The sequence below is a fragment of the Microlunatus speluncae genome (assembly GCF_009299835.1).
In the GTDB taxonomy this organism is placed as follows: domain Bacteria; phylum Actinomycetota; class Actinomycetes; order Propionibacteriales; family Propionibacteriaceae; genus Microlunatus; species Microlunatus speluncae.
Window position 1 is genome coordinate 589238 of the sequence record NZ_VKCZ01000020.1, and the last position, 19644, is coordinate 608881.

Below are 19644 nucleotides of genomic sequence, written 5' to 3' on the forward strand. Positions count from 1 at the left end.
GAGTGGGCCGAATCGTGGCATGATCCGACTCACCCGTGACAAGGACGCCGACCGGGAGGACCACGATGGCGCTCAGCCTCCGCCCCACGATCAAGACCTCATTGGCGGCACTCGCCGCTGCCGCGCTGCTGTTGACCGGCTGCGGCGGGGGAGGCGGCAACCAGGGCGGCGGGCAGGATCCGGCCGAGCCGAAAGTGGTCCGGCTGGCGCTGACCCAGGACGTCGACACCCTGCTGCCGATGGACTCCAACGTGGGCGACAACATCGCCGTGCTGGACGTGATCTACTCCGGACTGGTCCGCTACAAGCCGGACACGACCGAGCCGTACAACTATCTCGCCGCCGACATCGCCTCCGATGATCAGACGGTCTGGACGATCAAGATCAAGGAAGGCTTCACCTTCCAGAACGGCGAACCGGTGGACGCGGCCGCCTTCGCCCGGGCCTGGAACTACGCGGCGTACGGCCCCAACGCGGTCTCCAACAACTACTTCTTCGAGCGGTTCAAGGGCTACGAGGAGATGCAGGGCGAGTACGAGGAGGACGACGAGGGCAAGGTCACCGTCACCAAGGAGCCGTCGGCCAAGGAGCTGTCCGGCGTCGAGGTGGTCGACCCGCTCACCCTCAAGGTCACCCTCAACGGCCCGTTCGTCGGCTTCTCCACCATGCTCGGCTACACCGGCTTCTTCCCGGTCGCCGAGGCCTGCATCGCCGACGTCAAAGCGTGCGCGGTCAAGCCGATCGGCAATGGGCCGTTCCAGGTCGAGAAGTGGGACCAGGGCGTCAGCCTGGCGGCCGACAAGTGGGCCGACTACAAGGGTGAGGAGACGCCGAACTACGACCGGATCGAGTGGACCGAATACTCCGGCTCCTCGTCCTGGCCCGACTTCCAGGCCGGCGACCTGGACACCGGCGCTCCGCCGCCGGCGGAGTGGCAGAAGGCCAACAACGACCCGGACCTCACCGCGCGCAAGGTGGAGCGGCCGGGCGCCGGGCTGACCTACCTCGGATTCCCGCTGTACAAGGGATCCCCGTGGGACAACATCGAGTTCCGCAAGGCGATCTCGATGGCGATCGACCGGAAGTCGATCATCGAGCAGGTGCTGCCCGGTCAGGCCGTGCCGGCCGACAGTTGGGTGGTGCCGGGCGGTGTGCCCGGCGGCGCGGCCGGCACCTGCGAGTGGTGCAAGTTCGACCCCGAGGCGGCGAAGGCGGCGCTGGCCAAGGCCGGCGGCTGGCCGGCGGGCAAGACGCTGACCATCTCGCTCGGCCAGGACGACACCCAGGAGCAGTACTTCCGGGCCATCGGTGATCAGATCAAGCTCAATCTCGGCATCCCGTACGAGCTCGACCCGACGCCGGACTTCTTCTCCCGCCGCTCGGCCCGCAACTTCGAGGGAGCCTTCCGTAACAATTGGTTCCCCGATTACCCGCTGAACGAGAACTACCTGGCTCCGGTGTACGCCAGCGGTGACGCCGAGAAGGGCAACACCAACTTCGGCTACTACAACGCCGACTTCGAGAAGTTGATCTCCGAGGGTGATCAGGCGGCGGACATCCCGCAGGCCGTGGCCAAGTATGCCGAGGCGGAGAAGGTGCTGGCCGGGGACTTCCCGACGGTCCCGCTGAGCTTCGCGCTGGCGGTCACCTTCCACAGCGACCGGGTCGACAACGTGGTGATCGATCCGTTCAGCGGATCGACCAAGCTGCGGCTGCTCAACTACGTCGGCTGAGCTGACGGCTCGGTTGATCACCGGGAAGCGGCAGAGGCTTGGGTAGCTACATCGTCCGGCGCGTGCTGCAGGGCATCGGCTCCTTGATCGGAGTGATGCTCCTGCTGCATCTGCTGATGACTGCGGCGATCCAGCTGAACGGCAATCCGGCGCTGGCGTTCTTCGGCGACCGGGTGCCGTCCAAGGCCCAGCTGGCGGCGGTGCAGGAGCGGTTCGGGCTGGCCGACCCGTGCTACGAACAGCTCGGCAATCCCTGCCTCGGGCCGTTCGTGCACCGGATGGGCGGCTACCTGACCGGCGACTTCGGCACCAACCACCGCGGCCGGGAAGTGCTCGACATCGTCGCCACGGCGGCGCCGAACACGCTCCGGCTGTTCCTGGTCGTCACGATCACCTGGATGCTCGTCGGGATGCTGCTCGGCTCGGTCGCGGCCCGGTATCGCGGCCGGGCCCCCGATCACTCGATCCGGTTCATCAGCATCCTGATCGACGCCTTCCCGGTGTTCGTCACGTTGCTGGTCTACAAGTTCATCGTGACCGTGCCGGTGAGCAACTGGATGAGCGCGCAGTTCGGCGACGAGAGCATTCCGGCGCTGCTGTTCAAGCCGTCCTTCTCGGCTGATCATCCGTGGGCGACGGTGATCATCCCCGGACTGCTGCTCGGGCTGGTCGGGGCGGCACCGTTCCTCCGGCTGGTCCGGGCCAGCCAGCTGGAGAACTACAACGCCGATCATGTCCGGACCGCCCGGTCGAAGGGGCTCGGCGACGGCCATGTGACCGCGTACCACATCGTCCGCAACTCCTCGATCCCGGTGATCACGGCGGTCGGTTTCGTCTTCGCCGAGGCGTTGGCCGGGGCGGTGATCACCGAAGGCATGATGAACATCTACGGCATGGGCGGCGTGCTCTGGGACGCGGTCCGCGACAGCGAGGTGTCGGTGGTGATCGGCGTCGTCTCCATCCTGGCCGTGGTCACCATCGTGGTGATGTTCGTCGTCGATCTTCTGTACGCCGCCCTCGATCCCCGGATCCGCTATGACTGAGGGGGTTTCGCCATGACCGATCTGGCAACGTCCGCGGCGATCGCGGCCGAGACCGGCGGCCCGGCGCGGCCCGGGCGATCACTGTGGTCGGATGCGTTCCGCCGGATGCGGCGCCGGCCGGATGTGATCATCGCGACCGTGGTCGGGTTCTTCTTCCTCCTCGTGGCGATCTTCCCGACCCTGTTCACCGCGACCGATCCGCAGCGCTGCGACATCTCGAAGTCGCGGGTGTTGCCGCAGGGGTTCGGCGCCGAGTATCCGTTCGGCACCAACCTGCACGGCTGCGACGTGCTGGCCCAGCTGGTGCACGGAGCGCGGCCGTCGCTGCTGCTGGCGTTCACCGTGGTCGGTGCCTCGTTGATCATCGGGTTGTTGCTCGGCACCCTGTCCGGCTTCTATCTCGGCTTCGTCGATGCGGTGATCTCCAGGGTGCTGGAGATCTTCCTGGTGATCCCGTTCCTGCTGGCCGCATTGCTGCTGCTGTCGCTGTTCCGCAATGTCGATCTTGGTGGCGGGCAGGTGGCCTCGATCATCCAGCCGGCGATCGTGCTGACCGCGTTCGGCTGGATGGGTTACACCCGCTATGTCCGGGCCAGCGTGCTGGAGACCAAGAACCTCGACTACGTCACGGCCGCGCGATCACTCGGCGCCTCCGATCTGCGGCTGATGTTCTCCCACATCCTGCCGAACGCGATCGGGCCGGTGACCGCGCTGGTGCCGACCTCGATCGCCGGCGTGATCGCGACCGAGGCCGTGCTGGCGTTCCTCGGCATCGGCGTCCGGCCACCCGCGGTCAGCTGGGGGATCATGATCTCCGACGGAGCCGAGTGGTTCACCGGCGGCTTCCCGCACCTGCTGCTGTTTCCGCTGGGCTGCCTGCTGGCCACGATCCTCTCCTTCGTCGTCATCGGCGACAACCTCCGCGACGCCCTCGACCCGAAGCTGAGGTGACCCGTGCACCCCCAGCACCACCACAAACGCGGCAGTACGGACGATCCGCGGCAGTTGCAACGGCCGCGGATGAGTGCAACTGCCGCGTTTGCGGGTGGAGAGGTGTGCCGTGGGCAGCGGTGAGGTGTTGCTGGAGGTGGATCGGCTGGCGGTCGAGTTCCGGACCGAGGACGGGTTGGTGCGGGCGGTCAACGGGGTGTCGTTCTCGGTCGAGGCGGGGCGGACGCTGGCGATCGTGGGTGAGTCGGGGAGTGGCAAGAGCGTCACCGCGCAGGCGGTGCTCGGGCTGCTGCAAACGCCGCCGGCCCGGATCGCCGGCGGCGAGATCAGGTTCCGCGGCACTGACCTGCTGGCGCTCAGCCGGCATGATCATCGGGCCATCTGCGGCGAACACATCGCGATGGTGTTCCAGGACGCGCTGGCCGCGCTGAACCCGGTCTACAGCGTCGGCTTCCAGCTGACCGAGGCACTGGTCGCCCGGCGCGGCATCTCCCGGCGCACCGCGCGGCGGCGGGCCGTCGAGCTGCTCGACCTGGTGCAGGTGCCGAACGCAGTCCAACGGGTGAAGGAGTATCCGCACCAGTTCTCCGGCGGGATGCGGCAGCGGGTGATGATCGCGATGGCGCTGGCCCTGGAGCCGGAGGTATTGATCGCCGACGAGCCGACCACCGCGCTCGACGTCACCGTGCAGGCGCAGATCATGCGGTTGCTGGCCGAGATCCAGGCCGAGCGGTCGATGGGCCTGATCCTGATCACTCACGATCTTGGGGTGGTGGCCGACGTGGCCGACGAGATCACGGTGATGTACGCCGGCCGGGCGGTCGAGCAGGCCTCGGTCGAGGACCTGTTTGCGGCCCCGGCGCATCCGTACACGCAGGCGTTGTTGCGGTCCATCCCGCGGGTCGACCGGAAGGGTCAGAAGCTCGAGGTGATCGCCGGCCGGCCGCCCGAGCTGACCCGGATCCCGACCGGTTGCGCCTTCCATCCGCGTTGCCGCTTTGCCGCCGACGTCTGCCGCATCGACCCGGCACCGCCCACCGAACCGGTCGGCGACGGCCGCCTCTCCGCCTGCCACTTCGCCGCTGACGTCCTGGCGGGACGCTGAGCGGTCCATGGGCGATAGCAGGCGGGGCGGGCGGAGTCCAGCCGACGGACCGTGCCGGTGGTACGGATCCTGAGCCACGCCGGGCTGGTTCCACTGATTGTCAAGCGGTCACCTCTAGCCTCGGATTCGTGGCTAAGTCTGCCCCCGTGGCCACAGAAAACTTCCCCGAACGGTTGGGCAGAGTAGTTGGTGATCGTTGTGATCGAGTTCGAATCGGTTAGTAGGCCGCCCAAGCGCGGCTCGGATCCGGTGACCGAGGTCACCTTCGCGGCCCACCAGGACCAGATCACCGTGCTCCTCGGCGAACCCGGCTCCGGGACCAGCACGGTCCTGCGCATGATCAATCGCCTGATCGAGCCGGTCGAGGGCCGGATCATGATCAACGGCAATCCGCTCAAGTCCCTGCGCCGGAAGGCGTTGCGCCGCACCCAGGGTTTCCTGCTCCGCGAGGGCGGGCTGTTTCCGCACCGGGACGCGGTCGACAACATCGCGATGGTGCCGCGGCTGAAGGAGCACGGCCGGGGCAAGGCCCTGGTCGAGGCGGGCGACCTGCTCCGCGCGGTCGGCCTGGACCGGGCCACCGGCCGGACGAGGCCGTCCCGGCTGACCGCCGACCAGCGGCAGCGCGTCTGCCTGGCCCGCGCCATCGCCGGCGAGCCGACCGCAGTCCTGCTGGACCATCCGTTCGGCGATCTGGATTCGGGTGACCGCGTCGCGATGCAGGGGCTGCTCCGCCGGTTGCACGCCGAGCGGTCCTTCACCGCGATCGTCGCCACCGACGACGTCGACGAGGCGCTCGCGCTGGCCGACCGGCTGGTCGTCTTCGCGGGCGGCCGGGTGATCGACTCCGGCCCGCCGGAGGCCGTGCTGGACGCCCAGAACCCGTTGGTCGCCGAGATCGTCGGGGCCGAGCGCGGCTACCGGGCGCTGGCGTACGCGACGACGATCGGACTGCCGCTGCAACGGGTCCCGGTGGTCCGCGACCCGGCCTCGGCCGATCCCGGCGCCGGCGCGACGCTGCTGGTCGACAACGACGCCAAGCCGCTCGGCTGGGTCGATCCGGACCAGTCCGGTGCGGTGCTGCCGCTCGGTGACGTCTTCGATCCGGGCAGCGGCTCGCTGCAGCAAGCGCTGAACGCCTCGCTGACCTCGCCGGTCGGGCTGGCCGTCGCCGTCACCCGGGGCACCGGGCGCTACGCCGGAGTGCTCAGCGCGGCGGAGATCGTGGCCGCCGCCGTCGAGCAGCGCACCGCCGCCGTCCGGGCCGGGATCGAGTCCGCCGTCGTCGAGTCGGCCGCGGCCATCGACACCGAAGAGGTCGCCGCCGCGCCGCCGGAGCCGACCAGTCCGCGCTCGCCCGAGGTGCTGGCCGCCGACGCCGATCAGGACCCGGCCGACGAGACGGCCGAGGACACCGTCGTCACCCCGGCCGCGGACGTCGCCGAGGCCGACGCCAAGCCGGGGACCACCGTCGCGCGCCGGGCGCAGTCGGCCGTGGACAAGGTCCGCGATGGCAAGGACGACGAGCCGAAGACGGACACCGAGGACCGTGAGCCGGTTGCCGCCGGGGGCGGACGGTGAACTGGGATTGGGTGGTCCAGAACGTCGCCTATCTGGGCACCCTGATCGCCGGGCACGCCATCGTGCTCGGGTTGTCGCTGGCCGCCGGCGTGCTGATCGGCGTCCCGCTGGGCTATCTGCTGGCCAAGCTCCGGGTCGGCCCGGTGGTCGCTCCGGTGCTCGATCTGCTCTCGTACGCCTCGCCGTTCGGGCTGTTGCTGATCGCGCCGATCCTTCGCGGTACGGCGATCGACGACCGGGTCAACCTGGTGCTGGCCTTCGGCACCCTGGCCATCCTGCGGATCTGCCGGTCGGTGCTGGTCGCGCACCGGCGGAACCGACCGGCCGCTCCGTATGCTTACCTCAAGGCGGCCGGGCTCGGCGCCGGCACCCGCTTCCGGCTCGACTTCACCTACCTCGCGCCGCGGGTGCTCGGCACCATCGGCCGGGTCGCGGTCGCCACGGTGGTGCTGACCACCGTCGGCGGGGCCATCGTCTCGGCCCGATTCGGGCCGGGCGGTGAGCTGGGCAGCCTGATCTATCGCGGCCTGGACGCGCGTGATCTGACCCAGGCGGTCACCGGACTGGTGCTGGTCGCCGTGCTGGCGATCCTGGTCGACCTGATCTTCCGCGGCCTCCGGCGACTCGCCGCCGCGGAGCCGATCGCGGAGGTGGCAGCATGAATCTCACCGGATACCTGTTCGACCCGGCCAACTGGACCTGGACCAGCACCCTGGTCAACGCCCTCGGCGTGCACGCTCTGGCCAGCCTGGCCCTGCTCGTCGCCGGAGGGCTGCTCGGTCTCGCTCTCGGTTGCCTGTTCGGGGCGTTCCGCGGCAGCCGGCCGGTGCTCCGGGTGATCTCCTGGCTCGGCGCCACCGTGCCGGTGCTCGGTCTGCTCGGCGTCGGCGTGATCATCTTCGGCGGCGGACTGCCGGTGCTCGGCGCCTGCCTGCTGCTGTTGATCACCCTGGCCGTGGCCGGGACGACCGCCCGCGCCCTGCGCGCCACGGACCAGCCGGTGATCGAGTCCGGGCGCGCGATGGGACTGTCCCGGCTGGCGATCTTCGTCGGTTATCGGCTGCCGTTGCTGCTGCCGCGCCTGCTGCACACGCTGGCCCGGGTCGGCGCGGCGACCGTGACGATGCTCGCGGTGGCCGGGATCGTCGGCGCGCCGGGGCTCGGCGCAGTGATCAAGGTCGGCTTCGACGCCGGTTATCCGCAGGTGTTCGCCGGTGCGGTGCTGCTGATCGGCCTCGGCTGGCTGTTCTACCTGATCTTCGCCGGACTGGGCCTGCTGGCCCGGCGACGCGTCGCCTGATGATGAAGACCCAACGCATCGTCCGGCCACTGGCCGCGCTGCTGCTGGTGTTGATCATGGCCGGCTGCAGCCTGTCCAGCGACCCGCTGCGCAGCAGCGGCCAGACCTCGGCCGCCCCCGATCTGGTGGTCGGAGCGCCCGAGACGGCCGAGGGGGCGGTGCTGGCCCAGCTGTACGCCGGTGCCCTGCAGACCAAGGGAATCACGGTCGGCATCGAGCCGGTCGGTGAACGGGTCGACTATCTGCAACAACTGCGCGGCGGCACGATCGCGCTGGTCCCGGACCACACCGGCGCCCTGCTCACCGAGCTGAAGCCGGACCAGGCGGCCAGCACTGCGACCGAAGTCGATGATCAACTGCCGGCGGCCGCCGGCGCGGACCTGACGGTGATCACTCCCGCCCCGGCCACCGCCCAGACGGTGTACGTGATCACGAAGGCGGTGTCCGACCAGCGCAAGATCACCACGCTGGACGAGCTCGCCGCGATCACCGCCGGCACCGTGCTCGGCGGGCCGGCCGGGCTGGAGCAGCAGAAGTACGGGCCGGCCGCGCTGACCGCGATCTACGGGATCACGTTCGCCTCGGTCAAGGCCTACCCCGACTCCACCGCCCTGGCCCGCGACCTCGGCACCGGCACCATCTCCGCCGCTGCCTTCGCCGCCAACGACCCGGTCCTGGCCGGCGACAGCTTCGTCCGCCTCGCCGACCCGGAGTCCATGGTGCTGCCGCAGAACATCACCGCCGTCGCCGGCCCAGCCCTCAAGGCCAACCCGACCGCCATCGCCGCCATCGAAGCCGTCCACGCCGCCCTGACCACCCAGGAACTCACCGTCCTGCAGAGCCAGGTCGGCAGCGGCACCCCCGTGGAACAGGTCGCCGCCGATTGGCTCAAGGCCAAATCCCTCGCCTAACCCCCGTCGGGGTGTGGAGGTCGGGGGTGTTCGTTCCCTGAGCCTGTCGAAGGGCGCCGGTGGATGTTCCTTCGCTGGTTGGTGTGGAGGTCGGGGGTGTTCGTTCCCTGAGCCTGTCGAAGGGCGCCGGTCGATGCTCCCGCGCTGGATGATGCGGAGCCGAGGCTCGTGTTCCTCCCATTGACCTCATCGCGGGGCCTGGGGTGAATCTGGTCTGCCCTTCGACAGGCTCAGGGAACGAACACCAGCCGGCCCAGGGCGCATCGACCGGAACGAACGGGCCGGCGGAAGGGTCAGCGGTTGACGGGGCGCTGGGCGTCCCAGGAGTAGTCGCGGTCGAACAGGAAGCGGCGTTCGGGGTCCGGGGTGAGGACGAGGTCCTGGTCGTCGCCGGTCAGCCTGACGGTCCCGTCCGGCGCGGGCGCCCAGCGCAGGGAGAGGGTCGTGGCCGGGTCGTCCGGCGCCCGGGTGTCGCCGCGCAGCGGCGGGTCGAGCTCGATCCGGACGGAGTCGGGTCCGGAGTCGCGAACGGTGCCGATCAGCAGGTCGCCGTTGGCCAGCCGGATCGTCGCCCGGGCCTTGCCGCCGGCGATCCACTGGCCGAAGGCGACCTGTTGCCACCGGGTGTCCCGGGCCAGCTGCGCCGCCGGCTCGGCCCGATCCTCGGTGACCCGATAGACGCCGGCCAGCGGATGACCCTCGGTCGGCATCGGGAAGGACAGCCGGAACAGCACGCCGGAGGCGATGATCACGGCGATCGCCAGCACCGGGGTGATCACGTTGAGGACGGTGCCGACACGACCGGTGACGATGGTCGGGATCGGTCCCCGGGGAATGGCGCCGGAGCCGAACCCGGCCCGGAGAAACCGGCTCACGTACGGGATCGCAGCGACGGTGGCGCCGATCGCGAGGGCCAGTGACAGCTGCTTCACCGGCACGTCGTAGGCCTGGTTGAGCAGGAAGACGAATAACATGTCGAAGGCGGCGATCACGGCGCCGACCCCGGCGGTCCGGCGCCACAACAGGAGCGCGGCGGCGAGCACCTCGGCGACCCCGGACAGCACCTGGAACGGAACCGAATAGCCGACCATCCGCCAGAGCAGGCCCATCGGGCTCATCTCGCCGTAGTTGATCAAGGCGTCGCCGTAGTCGGCCCGGCCCATCTGAATCAGGAAGACCTTGGACCAGCCGTAGACCAGCAGATAGACGGCCAGGCCGAGCCGCAGCAGCAGGTGCGCCGACCAGGCGATCCGGACCGGCCAGCTCGGGGACGGACGTTCGGTCAGCTCAGAAGTCACGGGTCCGATCCTGGCAGCGGGTCCGGACCGCCGCATCTGACCGGCGTCACAAGATCATGATGAATCCGTCATACCGGGTGTCGACGGAGCGTGAGCTCAGGTCGCGGGCGCGTCCGCGGCCGGTGGCGGCTCGGCGTCGCGTTCGTCCCGCTCGGCCCACTGCAGAAGTTGATCAAGGCTGTAGATCGTGTCGTCGAGATCGGCATGCAGGTCGCCCAGCTCGGCGTAGCGGGCCGGCATGGTGGCGATGGTGAAGTCCCGCGGATCGGCCTGGTCGATCTCGTCCCAGCGGACCGGGGCGGAGACGATGCCCTCCGGCGTGCCGCGGACCGAGTAGGCGCAGGCGACGGTGTGATCACGGGCGTTCTGGTTGTAGTCGACGAAGACCGAAGCCGGGTTGCGGTCCTTGCGCCACCAGGTCAAGTCGACCAGCCCGTCGGCCCGCCGCTCCACCTCGCGGGCGAACGCCCAGGCAGCCCGGCGAACATCCGCGAACCCGTACACCGGAGCGACCCGGACATAGATGTGGATCCCCTTGCTGCCGGACGTTTTCGGGAATCCGGTCGCGCCGAGCTCGGCCAGCACCTCGCGGGTGACACCGGCGACCCGCTGCACGTCGGCGTAGGTCGCCTCGGGGCCGGGATCAAGATCGATCCGCCACTCGTCGGGCTGCTCGACGTGTTCGCTGCGCGAGTTCCAGGGATGGAACTCGACCGTCGACATCTGCACCGCCCAGATCACGTCGGCCGGATGATCAACACAGAGCTCGTACGCGTGCCGGCCGGACGGGAAGTCGACCCGGACCGTCTGCAACCAGGGCGGGGCGCCGTGTGGCACCCGCTTCTGGTGCACCTTGTCGCCGTCCACGCCGTCCGGGAACCGGTGCAGCATGCACGGCCGGTGGTGCAGCGCGTTGACGATGCCGTCGGAGACCGACAGGTAGTACTGCGCCAGGTCGAGTTTCGTCTCACCCCGGGCAGAGAAATAGATCCGGTCCGGGTTGCTGATCTTGACCACCCGGTCGCCGATCTCGAGCTCGACGCGCTCCACCACCATGTCCCCGACCCTAACCGAGTTGTCAGAACTGAGTTGTGCCCGGACACAACTCAGTTCTGACAACTCGGTGGGGATGGGGCGGATTTACTCGCGGAGGCGAGTGGCCAGGCCGCGGCCGGCCAGCAGGATGGCAATGCAGCCGAGGACCGCGATCACCGAGGTGACTAGCCAGGGCAGCGCCGGCGTGGCGGCGAAGGTGATCGCGAAGGTGCCCGGAGCCGCGATGGTGGCCAGCGCGAACGAATACTGGAACACCGACAGATAGCTGGCCCGCGCGGCCGCCGGAGCGGCGTCCGAGGCCAGCCCCATCGACACCGGCGCGTGGGTCAGCTCGGCCACCGAGTAGATCAACACCGAGATGATCAAGCCGGGCACGATCAGCCACAGCGGGGCCAGCCCGAGCGTGGCGGTGACCGCACCCCAGACGGCCCAGATCAGCCCGGCCACGACCAGCACCCGGATCCGGCGGAACCGTCGCGTTGCCCGCACCGCGATCCCCTGGCAGGTCGCGCCGAGGATCGTGTTCAACGCCAGCAGCGGCCCGATCAGCCAGGCCGGCGCGTCCAGCCCCTCGACCACGTACAGTGGCAGCCCGACGCCGAGAACCGTGCTGCAGAAGGCGAACAGGGTGTTCGCGGCGATCAGCAGCAGGTACGGGCGATCCCGGTGCACACCCCGCCGCGGTTGATCATCGGCCGGCGGCGGGACGATCTTCGGATGGCCCGGATCGCGGGCGAGCAGCACGGCCGCGGCCACGAAGCTGGCAGCGTTGACCGCCAACGCGATCAGGTACGGCAGCGATCCCGACATGATCAACAACGCGCCCGCCAGCAACGCGCCGACGGCGAACCCGACGCCCTGGGTCATCCCGGACAGGGCAAACCAGGCGTCCTTGCCGGACCGGCGCTCGTTCTCCGGCTGGTCGTACGCGGCGGCCGCCTCGGCACCGTCGGCCGCGTCGGCGATCAACGAGAACACCGAGGACCAGAAGGCTCGACCGCCGACCGCGTTGAGCAGGCAACAGGCGATCAGGATCGGCAGCGCCCGACCGGCCGGCACCGCGGCGAGCAGCAGGCCGGCGGTGCCGACCGCCTGCAGGAGCAGGGCGAAGATCACGATCGTCCGCGGTCCGACCCGGCCGGAGATCGCGGCCGACAGGGCGGGCACGGCGAGCGAAAGCACTCCCGACGCGGTCACCACGATGCCGGCGGTCGCCACCGGCAGCCCGGCAACGGTGATCAGATACAGCAGCACCAGCGGCCCGGCCAGGCCGGTGCCGATCGCGTCGACGCAGAGCGCGACGACGAGGGGGACGTGGCCCCGGATCGAGGGCAGACCCAGCAGCCGGGTCAGCGTGGGACGGGTCTTGGATCGAGAGTTTTCGGGCAGCGACGAACGGCGCATGGAAGATGCCTCCGTGTCAGTGCCCACTCGTCCGCTTGTTGTCTCTGGACGCCTCCGGCGCCTGCGCGAAACGAGACCACTCCACCGGGATCGATCCCGACTACAGTTGGGGCTGTTTGCAAGGTTTTCCCGATCGTACGACAGGGTCCGCGGGCTGTCGACCGGCATGAGTGGGGAATCCGTCGCCGGGTAGTCCCGGCCGGATCCTCCCCAATCCCGCCGGGGATCCGGCCCGAAATCTCTTCGGCTCGTTGAGGATCCTCTTTGCCCTTCGACAGACTCAGGGACCGAGCAAGCGTCGGTGGGTCCCCTCGAAGGTGCGGGCAGGGTTTGGGGTTTCGTTCCCTGAGCCCGTCGAAGGGCAGGCCGGATGCGTCCGCCGCTCCTCAGACCCAGTCGCGGCGGTGATCAGCGACCGGCCAGCCAGCGTTCGGCGAGATGCCGGGCGTGGTGATGCATCCGGTCGGCGGCGACGGAATCGTCCTCGCGGAGGTGGACGGGCCAGACGAAGAGGACAGTCGCCAGCCCGGACGCGACGACCGTGCGGTCCAGTTCGACGGGGTCGAGGCCACGGAGCTCGGCGTACAACTCGATCATGTCGGCCAGCGGCACGGTCGCGCCCGAGGGCGTAGCCCGGCCGGCGGCGAAGGCCAGCTCGCCGCCGGGGCGGCCGATGCCGGTCGACTGCCAGTCGACCCAGATCAGTCCGTCGTCGTCGACCAGCAGATTGTCGGTGTGACAGTCACCGTGGTTGAAGCACCGCGGCACCGTGCGGGCGGCACTGATCAGCGACTCGGGATCGTCGAAGAACGGTCGGAAGAGGTCGGCCTCACCGGGGCGTCGCCAGAAGCTCCGCCATCGCTCCGGATCGCTGCCGGGCACGATCCCGTCCGCGCCGTGGCGCCATTGACCGCCGGGCGGCTTCGGCGTCTCGTGCAGCACGGCCAGATCCCGGGCGAGGGCCAGCCACAGCTCACGGGTCCACCGCTCCGCGGGCCTGATCGACGCGTGCGCCGAGAGCAGGATCGCCACGCACTCGTCGGATCGATGGTGGCCGAGAAGCTCGGGGGTCCGGACGCCGACCTGGGCCCGCAACGTTCGGTAGAACGCGAGCTCGCGTTCGGCCGCGGTCCGATCCCAGCCGGACCGGGAGAAGGTGATCTTGACCACCGCCGGGGTCCCGTCGGCTCGGGTGGCGCGGCGCACCTGGGAACCCGACAGCCCGCCGTCAAGCCCGTCCGCGGCGATGGTGACGGCCAGTCGTGCGGCCACCTGCTCCAGCTCCGCCGCCGTCATGCTCGGGACCTTAACCGGCCCGTCCGACACTTCGCCAGGGTTCGCCGCAGACCCACCGGGCGGCCGTCGATCCGGGACGGTGTCGGTGCCGCGCCGTAGAGTCGGCGACCGTGGAGGAGATCGCGGTCGCGGTCGAGGACGACCGGGTCGTGCTGCAGGGGCTCGACGGCGCGACGCGGCAGGAGCTGGATCGCGACGAAGCACCGGTCCGGTTCGCCGAGCTGGAGCGGTCGGGCGCGCGCTGGATCTGGGCCGAGACCAAGGACCTCTATCCGGAGTTGCTGCGGGCCGGGATCCGGCTCGAGCGCTGCGTCGACCTCCGGCTCGGCCACGCGATCCTGGCCCGGTCGACCTATCTCACCGAGCCGCCGGCCGCGACCGACGAGTTCTGGCACCGGTCGCCGGCCGACCTGGCCGAGGACGAACAGCCGACCCTGCTGGCCCGCCCGGTCGAGCGGGCCGATCTTGATCAGGTGATCGCGGAGCACCGCCGGCAGACCGAGGCGGTCGCCGGCTCACCGCACCGTGGCCGGCTCCGGCTGCTGCTCGCCGCCGAGTCGGCCGGCGCCCTGATCGCCGCCGAGCTGCATCACCACGGGCTTCCGTTCGACGTGGCGGTCCATGATCGACAACTGACCGGGTTGCTCGGACCCCGGCCACGGTTCGGCGGCCGGCCGGCCGTGCTGGAGGGCCTGCTCGGCGAGGTCCGGTCCGCGTTGCGGCTGCCGAGCCTGAATCCCGACTCGCCGCCCGAACTGCTCCGCGCGCTGCACACCGCCGGGCTGGATGCGACCAGCACCCGGCAGTGGGAGCTGTCCAAGCTCGATCACCCGGCGATCGCACCGCTGCTGACGTACAAGAAGCTGTCTCGGTTGCTCGCTGCCAACGGCTGGGGCTGGGCCGATCAGTGGGTGCACGATGGCCGGTTCCGCCCCGACTACGTGCCGGCCGGCGTGGTCACCGGGCGCTGGGCCACCCGCGGCGGCGGGGCGCTGCAGATCCCGAAGCTGCTCCGCGGCGCGGTGACCGCCGATCCGGGTTGGCGGCTGGTCGTCGCGGACGCGGCCCAGCTGGAGCCGCGGGTGCTGGCCGCGATGGCGAGTGATCATCGGCTGGCCCGGGCCGCGCGTGGCGGCGATCTCTATCAGGGCCTGGTCGACGAGCGGGTGGTCGAGACGAGGGCCAAGGCGAAGGTGGCCATGCTCGGCGCCCTGTACGGCGCGACCACCGGCGAGTCCGGCCAGCTGATGCCGCGGCTGATCCGGGCCTATCCGCGGGCCACCGGGCTGGTCGAGGACGCCGCGCGGGCCGGCGAGCGGGGTGAGGTGGTGACCACCTGGCTCGGCCGGAGCTCACCGCCGCCGGGGGAGTCCTGGGCCCGGGTGCAGTCGGCCGCGAGCGACGCCGAGGCCGGGCCGGCTGAACAGCGGCGGGCGCGTCAGCAGGCCCGTGACTGGGGCCGGTTCACCCGCAACTTCGTGGTCCAGGGCACCGCCGCGGAGTGGGCGCTGTGCTGGATGGCCGATCTGCGCAATCGGCTGGCCGGGTTGGGGCCGCCGGAGCAGCGACCGTACCTGGTCTATTTCCTGCACGACGAGATCATCGTGCACACCCCGGATTCGCTGGCGGAGCAGGCCGAACAGGCGGTACGGGAAGCCGCCGCGACCGCGACCCGGCTGATGTTCGGCAGCTTCGAGATCGACCTGGCCCTCGACCTGGCGACGGTCACCAGCTATGCCGAGACCGAACCCGCGGCCGATCCGGTCGAACTGCTGGACGCCGAGGAAGAGCCCGCCGTCCTCGACTGACTCCCAACCCCGACTTGTCAGACTCTCACCACGCCAGGGCATGGTGAGAGTCTGACAAGTCGGGGGTTGGGTTACGCCGACGGGGGGATGTTGGCGTTGTAGCGGAACACGTTGCCGGGATCGACCCGTGACTTGATCTTGGTCAGTCGGTCCCACGCGTCCGGGTCGAAGGCTGCCCGGACGTCGTCCGGGCCGGCGGTTCCACCGAGGAAGGTGAACAGTCGGCCGGCGCTGCGGCCGGACAGTTGTGCCAACACCCGGCCCTGGTGCGCCGCCACCCGGTCCAGCTCGGCCGGTTCGGGGTCGGCGGACGACAGCCCGTTGATCATGGCCGCGCTGAAGCCTGCGGTGCGGTTGCCGACCGCGTTGGGTACGGCCGGCGGCTGGGCCAACGCGCCGCCGAGGTGACGCAACTCGAACACGGTCGGCACCGCCGCGCCCGGGCCGACGGCGGTGACCAGCTCCGTGATCATCGACTGATCAAGATCACTCAGCAGGGTGCTGCGGTTGCGGTGCGGTGCCGGGTCGGTCGGGTCGTTGTTGATCGTCGCGATCTCCGCGTACGGCAGCACCCGGAACCCGCCGAGCAGCGGCTCACCGATCGCCTGCAACGGTCGGACCAACTCCTCGGCCTGGTCGGCCGGGCCGGTCGAGGTGACCCGGATCGACAGCACGTGCCGGCCCCGGAGCGGCGGCGGCAGCACCGGCAGATCGGGCAGCGGCACCATCACCGCCGTCGAGGTGATCTCGTCGGGCACGGTGTCCAGCCATTCCCGCCAGGCCTTGAGTCCGCTCTCCAGCAGCGGCGTGTCGAAGAACAGCGACCCGCCGAACAGGTGCGGCTGCTCGAACAGTCCGATCTCGATCCCGGCGACGACGCCGAAGTTGCCGCCGCCGCCTCGGACCGCCCAGAAGAGGTCGGGATCGCTGTCGGCGGTGATCATGGTGCGCTCACCGTCGGCGGTGATCAACTCGATCCGGTGGACATGATCAGCAGCGAACCCGTAGCGGCGGGCGATCGGGCCGATCCCGCCGCCGAGGGCGTACGAGATCACGCCGACGCTGCGCGCGTTGCCGGCCAACCCGGCCAGGCCGTGCGCGGCGGTGGCTGCGACGACCTCGTCCCAGCGGGTGCCGGCGGCGACCCAGGCGGTGCGCCGCTCCGGGTCGACCTCGACTCCGGTCAGCCGGGTGGTGTTGATCAACAAGCCGCCGTCGGTCCGGCCCGGGGTGCCGTGTCCGGTGGCCTGGACGGCGATCGGCAGCCCCTGGTCGCGGGCGTAGCGGACGGCGGAGGTCAGTTCTTCGGTGTCGCTCGGGGTAGCGATCAGGTCGGGCCGCAGCGGCCGGAAGGTCTGGAATCCGGTCCGGTGGTCGTCGTACCCGGGATCCCCGGGCCGGATCACGTCGATGGTGTCGGTGGTCATGCAGGCGATCCTAGGAAGCCTTGAGGACAGATCGTGTCCGCAAGGTGAAAGAATCTTGATCCCATGGATGTCACCGACCGCTCGCTGGCCCTGCTCGCGCTGCTGGCCGCCCGGTCGGCCTGGACCGGGGCCGAGCTGACCGAACGGCTCGACGTCACGCCGAGGACGCTGCGCCGCGACATCGCCCGGCTGCGCGTGATCGGCTACCGGATCGACAGCACGACCGGCACGGCCGGCGGCTACCGGCTCGCCGCCGGCACCCGGCTGCCGCCGCTGGTGTTCGACGACGAGGAGGCGGTGGCGATCGCGGCCCTGCTGGGTCAGGCCGAGGCCAGCCCGATCGAGGGCATCGAGATCGCGGCGGTCCGGGCCCTGGGCAAACTGGAGCAGGTGCTGCCGCGCCGGCTGCGGGGCCGGGTGGCCGCCGTTGCCGCGGTGGCCCGGACTCCCGCGTCGAGCCCGGTCGGCGCGACCGGGGTGCGGCGCTGGCAGGCGCCGATCGACAGCGAGGTGCTGGCCCGGCTCGCGCTGGCCAGCCGGGACGGCGAGGTGATCGGCTTCGACTACCGGGATCGAGCCGGCCGGGCGACCCGGCGCCGGGTCGAGCCGCACCGGGTGATCACCGGCTTCGGCTGGTGGTATCTGATCGGCTTCGATCTCGACCGGGCCGACTGGCGCACCTTCCGGCTGGACCGGATCGACCGACCCGCCGGCACCGGTCAGACCGTGCCGCCGCGGCCGCCGCCCGAGGGTGGCGCGCAGGCGTACCTGTCCAGAACCCTGGCCGGAGCTCCGTACCGGCATCGGGTGATGATCATCATCGCGACGACGGAGGAGGAGATCCGGTCCCGGGTCGGCTTCCTGCTGCCCAGCCGGATCAGCCGGCTCGATGATCAACGGCACCAGGTGGACTTCGGTGCCGATGATCTTGGTGACGTGCTCACCGTCGCGCTGGCCCTGATCAGCCTCGGTCGGTCGTACGAACTCGACGGCACCCCGGAGCTGATCACCACCCTCCGACAATCCGCCGCCACCCTCGCCGACCACCTCCCACCCGAAGCCAGCCGCGACCGCTGATCGCCGCCGCGACCTTTGCAGCGTTCGCGGCTGCCGATAGGGGTCGCGGCTGGGGTGAGGGTCGCCGCTGGGTCGAGGCTCGGGCCGCCGCGGGCTCGGGGCCGGCGGGCAGTAGGGGGTCGAGTCGGCCACCGGCTTGCCGACCTGGAGCAGGCGCCGGAGGGGACTCGGGCAGCGGCGCACGCGACTGTTGATCACTACCGCGACCTTTGCAGCGTTCGCGGCTGCCGATAAGGGTCGCGGCTGGGGTGAAGGGTCGCCACTGGCTGGAGGGTCGCGGCTTGGGCCGTCGCGAGCTTGGGGCCGGCAGGATGCGGGTGGACTCGGCCACCGGCTTGCCGACTTGGAGCCGGCGGAGGATTCGGGCAGCGGCGCACGCGACTGTTGATCGCCGCTGCGACCTTTGCAGTGGTCGCGGCTGCCGATAGCGGTCGCGGCTGGATGAGGGTCGCTGCTCGAGTCGGTCAGGCTCAGGGATTGGCGGGCCAGGTGAGGGGTGGAGTCGGGTGATGGGGGGACTCGGCTCGGCGCGCGACTGTTGATCGCCGCCGCGACCCTTGCAGCGGTCGCGGCTGCCGATAGGGGTCGCGGCTGGGGGCCGTCGGGCTCAGGCGCCGGCGGGCTGAGTGAGGGGTGATGGGTGGCTCGGGCTTAGGCGCGCGCGACTGTTGATCGCCGACGCGACCCCTGCAGCGGTCGCGTATGCGGAGAAGGGTCGCGGCTAGGCGGCGCCGGTCGGGGTGAGGGCGGGGTCGGCGAGGAAGGCGCGGGCGGCGGCGCTGGGGCGGCGGCCGGCGGGGGTGGCGACGGCGAGTTCCCAGATCGGGGCCGGGTCGGCGAGGGGGACGAAGCGGGCCCGGGTCCGCTTGTCCCGGAAGCTTGTCGGGACCAGGGCGACGCCGAACCGTTCGGAGACCAGGTCGAGCAGGAAGTGGACGTCGTTGGCCTCCAGCGCGACCCGGCGTTCGATCCCCTCGGCGGCCAACACCCGGTCGGTCAGGTCCCGGGTGATCCAGCCGGGATTGAAGTCGACGAACGTCTCCTCCTTCAGGTCAGTCAGCCGGACCACCGGCTCGGCGGCAAGCGAATGATCGGGCGCACAGGCCAGCAGCAGCGGCTCGGCGGACAGCGGGCGCAGCGCGGCACCGGCCGGCTCGGTCGGCGGGATCGAGACGAAGGCGACGTCAAGATCACCGCCGCGGACCTGGTCCAGCAGGTCGGTCGAGCCGGACTGCCGGAGCCGCAGCTCGACGCCGGGGTGGGCGCGGTGAAACCGGGTCAGTAGGGCCGTGACATCCAGGCCGCCCAGACATTGCAGGGTGCCGATCGCCAGTCGCCCGGTGACCACGCCCTGGACCGCGGCGACCGCGTCCCGCGCGGCCTCGGCGGCGCCGACGGTGTGCCGTGCCTCGGACAGCAGCGCCCGGCCGGCGTCGGTCAGCTCGACGCTGCGGGTGTTGCGGATGAACAGTTCGGCGCCCAGCTCACGTTCCAGGGTCCGGATCGCGGTCGACAGGCCGGACTGGGCGACGTGCACCCGCTGCGCGGCCCGGGTGAAATGCCGTTCCTCGGCGACGGCGATGAAGTAGGAGAGGTGGCGGAGTTCCATGAGCGACCTTGATCCGAGATGGTGATCAGTGAGATCCGATTCTTC

16 protein-coding genes are annotated in these 19644 nt (G+C 70.5%); 10 read left to right on the forward strand and 6 right to left on the reverse strand.

Annotated elements, in window-relative coordinates:
* Nucleotides 1–65 precede the first annotated feature (65 nt).
* The 8 genes from FNH24_RS28230 to FNH24_RS28265 all read left to right on the forward strand — a co-directional run bounded on the left by FNH24_RS28230 (nucleotide 66) and on the right by FNH24_RS28265 (nucleotide 8624).
* A complete protein-coding gene (locus FNH24_RS28230) occupies nucleotides 66–1733 on the forward strand; it encodes a peptide ABC transporter substrate-binding protein (protein ID WP_152365552.1) in 1668 nt (555 codons plus the stop codon).
* Between the two features lie 38 nt (nucleotides 1734–1771).
* Nucleotides 1772–2776: an ABC transporter permease gene (locus FNH24_RS28235; protein WP_152365553.1), complete on the forward strand. Its 1005-nt coding sequence runs from the start codon at nucleotides 1772–1774 to the stop codon at nucleotides 2774–2776.
* A 12-nt stretch (nucleotides 2777–2788) separates the two neighbouring features.
* A complete protein-coding gene (locus FNH24_RS28240; protein ID WP_152365554.1) occupies nucleotides 2789–3727 on the forward strand; it encodes an ABC transporter permease in 939 nt (312 codons plus the stop codon).
* Nucleotides 3728–3836: 109 nt separating this feature from the next.
* Entirely contained in the window at nucleotides 3837–4832 is a 996-nt protein-coding gene (locus FNH24_RS28245; protein ID WP_217428580.1) for an ABC transporter ATP-binding protein, read from the forward strand.
* Nucleotides 4833–5081: 249 nt separating this feature from the next.
* The gene (locus tag FNH24_RS28250; protein ID WP_161606357.1) at nucleotides 5082–6413 is read left to right on the forward strand and encodes an ATP-binding cassette domain-containing protein; all 1332 of its coding nucleotides are present in this window, start codon (nucleotides 5082–5084) and stop codon (nucleotides 6411–6413) included.
* Nucleotides 6410–7075 (forward strand): hypothetical protein, encoded by a 666-nt coding sequence (locus FNH24_RS28255; protein WP_152365556.1) that lies wholly within the window; start codon nucleotides 6410–6412, stop codon nucleotides 7073–7075. The genes FNH24_RS28250 and FNH24_RS28255 overlap by 4 nt, the downstream gene beginning before the upstream one ends.
* Complete coding sequence (locus FNH24_RS28260; RefSeq protein ID WP_152365557.1) at nucleotides 7072–7713, forward strand: ABC transporter permease subunit; 642 nt, start codon at nucleotides 7072–7074, stop codon at nucleotides 7711–7713. Before FNH24_RS28255 ends, FNH24_RS28260 begins: the two co-directional genes overlap by 4 nt.
* Nucleotides 7713–8624, forward strand: a complete 912-nt coding sequence (locus FNH24_RS28265) for a glycine betaine ABC transporter substrate-binding protein (RefSeq protein WP_152365558.1) — start codon at nucleotides 7713–7715, stop codon at nucleotides 8622–8624. The genes FNH24_RS28260 and FNH24_RS28265 overlap by 1 nt, the downstream gene beginning before the upstream one ends.
* 293 nt (nucleotides 8625–8917) lie before the next feature.
* Here FNH24_RS28265 and FNH24_RS28270 read toward each other — a convergent pair whose 3' ends face one another.
* From FNH24_RS28270 to FNH24_RS28285, 4 genes are all read right to left on the reverse strand, one after another.
* Nucleotides 8918–9922, reverse strand: a complete 1005-nt coding sequence (locus tag FNH24_RS28270) for a DoxX family protein (protein ID WP_152365559.1) — start codon at nucleotides 9920–9922, stop codon at nucleotides 8918–8920.
* 96 nt (nucleotides 9923–10018) lie between these two features.
* Nucleotides 10019–10978 carry a non-homologous end-joining DNA ligase gene (ligD, locus tag FNH24_RS28275; RefSeq protein WP_152365560.1) on the reverse strand — a complete coding sequence of 320 codons (960 nt, stop codon included), beginning with the start codon at nucleotides 10976–10978 and terminating at the stop codon, nucleotides 10019–10021.
* A gap of 84 nt (nucleotides 10979–11062) precedes the next feature.
* The gene (locus FNH24_RS28280) at nucleotides 11063–12382 is read right to left on the reverse strand and encodes an MFS transporter (protein WP_161606358.1); all 1320 of its coding nucleotides are present in this window, start codon (nucleotides 12380–12382) and stop codon (nucleotides 11063–11065) included.
* 408 nt (nucleotides 12383–12790) lie between these two features.
* On the reverse strand, nucleotides 12791–13678 hold the full coding sequence (locus FNH24_RS28285; protein ID WP_152365562.1) for an aminoglycoside phosphotransferase family protein: 888 nt from the start codon (nucleotides 13676–13678) through the stop codon (nucleotides 12791–12793).
* Between the two features lie 110 nt (nucleotides 13679–13788).
* On the opposite strand from FNH24_RS28285, the gene FNH24_RS28290 reads away from it, so the two are divergent.
* Nucleotides 13789–15486: a bifunctional 3'-5' exonuclease/DNA polymerase gene (locus FNH24_RS28290; RefSeq protein ID WP_152365563.1), complete on the forward strand. Its 1698-nt coding sequence runs from the start codon at nucleotides 13789–13791 to the stop codon at nucleotides 15484–15486.
* 71 nt (nucleotides 15487–15557) lie between these two features.
* On the opposite strand, the gene FNH24_RS28295 is transcribed toward FNH24_RS28290, so the two are convergent.
* Nucleotides 15558–16913 (reverse strand): FAD-binding oxidoreductase, encoded by a 1356-nt coding sequence (locus FNH24_RS28295; RefSeq protein WP_152365843.1) that lies wholly within the window; start codon nucleotides 16911–16913, stop codon nucleotides 15558–15560.
* A gap of 63 nt (nucleotides 16914–16976) precedes the next feature.
* Between FNH24_RS28295 and FNH24_RS28300 the strand changes: the two genes are divergently transcribed.
* Nucleotides 16977–17990: a helix-turn-helix transcriptional regulator gene (locus FNH24_RS28300; protein ID WP_152365564.1), complete on the forward strand. Its 1014-nt coding sequence runs from the start codon at nucleotides 16977–16979 to the stop codon at nucleotides 17988–17990.
* A 721-nt stretch (nucleotides 17991–18711) separates the two neighbouring features.
* On the opposite strand, the gene FNH24_RS28305 is transcribed toward FNH24_RS28300, so the two are convergent.
* Complete coding sequence (locus tag FNH24_RS28305; protein WP_152365565.1) at nucleotides 18712–19599, reverse strand: LysR family transcriptional regulator; 888 nt, start codon at nucleotides 19597–19599, stop codon at nucleotides 18712–18714.
* Between the last annotated feature and the right edge of the window lie 45 nt (nucleotides 19600–19644).

Excerpts from the sequence above, each read along its gene's own strand:
- FNH24_RS28230 (WP_152365552.1), top strand. The coding sequence starts at position 66 with ATGGCGCTCAGCCTCCGCCCCACGATCAAGACCTCATTGGCGGCACTC.
- FNH24_RS28240 (WP_152365554.1), top strand. The coding sequence starts at position 2,789 with ATGACCGATCTGGCAACGTCCGCGGCGATCGCGGCCGAGACCGGCGGC.
- FNH24_RS28260 (WP_152365557.1), top strand. The coding sequence starts at position 7,072 with ATGAATCTCACCGGATACCTGTTCGACCCGGCCAACTGGACCTGGACC.
- FNH24_RS28265 (WP_152365558.1), top strand. The coding sequence starts at position 7,713 with ATGATGAAGACCCAACGCATCGTCCGGCCACTGGCCGCGCTGCTGCTG.
- ligD (WP_152365560.1), bottom strand. The coding sequence starts at position 10,978 with ATGGTGGTGGAGCGCGTCGAGCTCGAGATCGGCGACCGGGTGGTCAAG.
- FNH24_RS28280 (WP_161606358.1), bottom strand. The coding sequence starts at position 12,382 with ATGCGCCGTTCGTCGCTGCCCGAAAACTCTCGATCCAAGACCCGTCCC.
- FNH24_RS28285 (WP_152365562.1), bottom strand. The coding sequence starts at position 13,678 with ATGACGGCGGCGGAGCTGGAGCAGGTGGCCGCACGACTGGCCGTCACC.
- FNH24_RS28295 (WP_152365843.1), bottom strand. The coding sequence starts at position 16,913 with ATGACCACCGACACCATCGACGTGATCCGGCCCGGGGATCCCGGGTAC.
- FNH24_RS28300 (WP_152365564.1), top strand. The coding sequence starts at position 16,977 with ATGGATGTCACCGACCGCTCGCTGGCCCTGCTCGCGCTGCTGGCCGCC.
- FNH24_RS28305 (WP_152365565.1), bottom strand. The coding sequence starts at position 19,599 with ATGGAACTCCGCCACCTCTCCTACTTCATCGCCGTCGCCGAGGAACGG.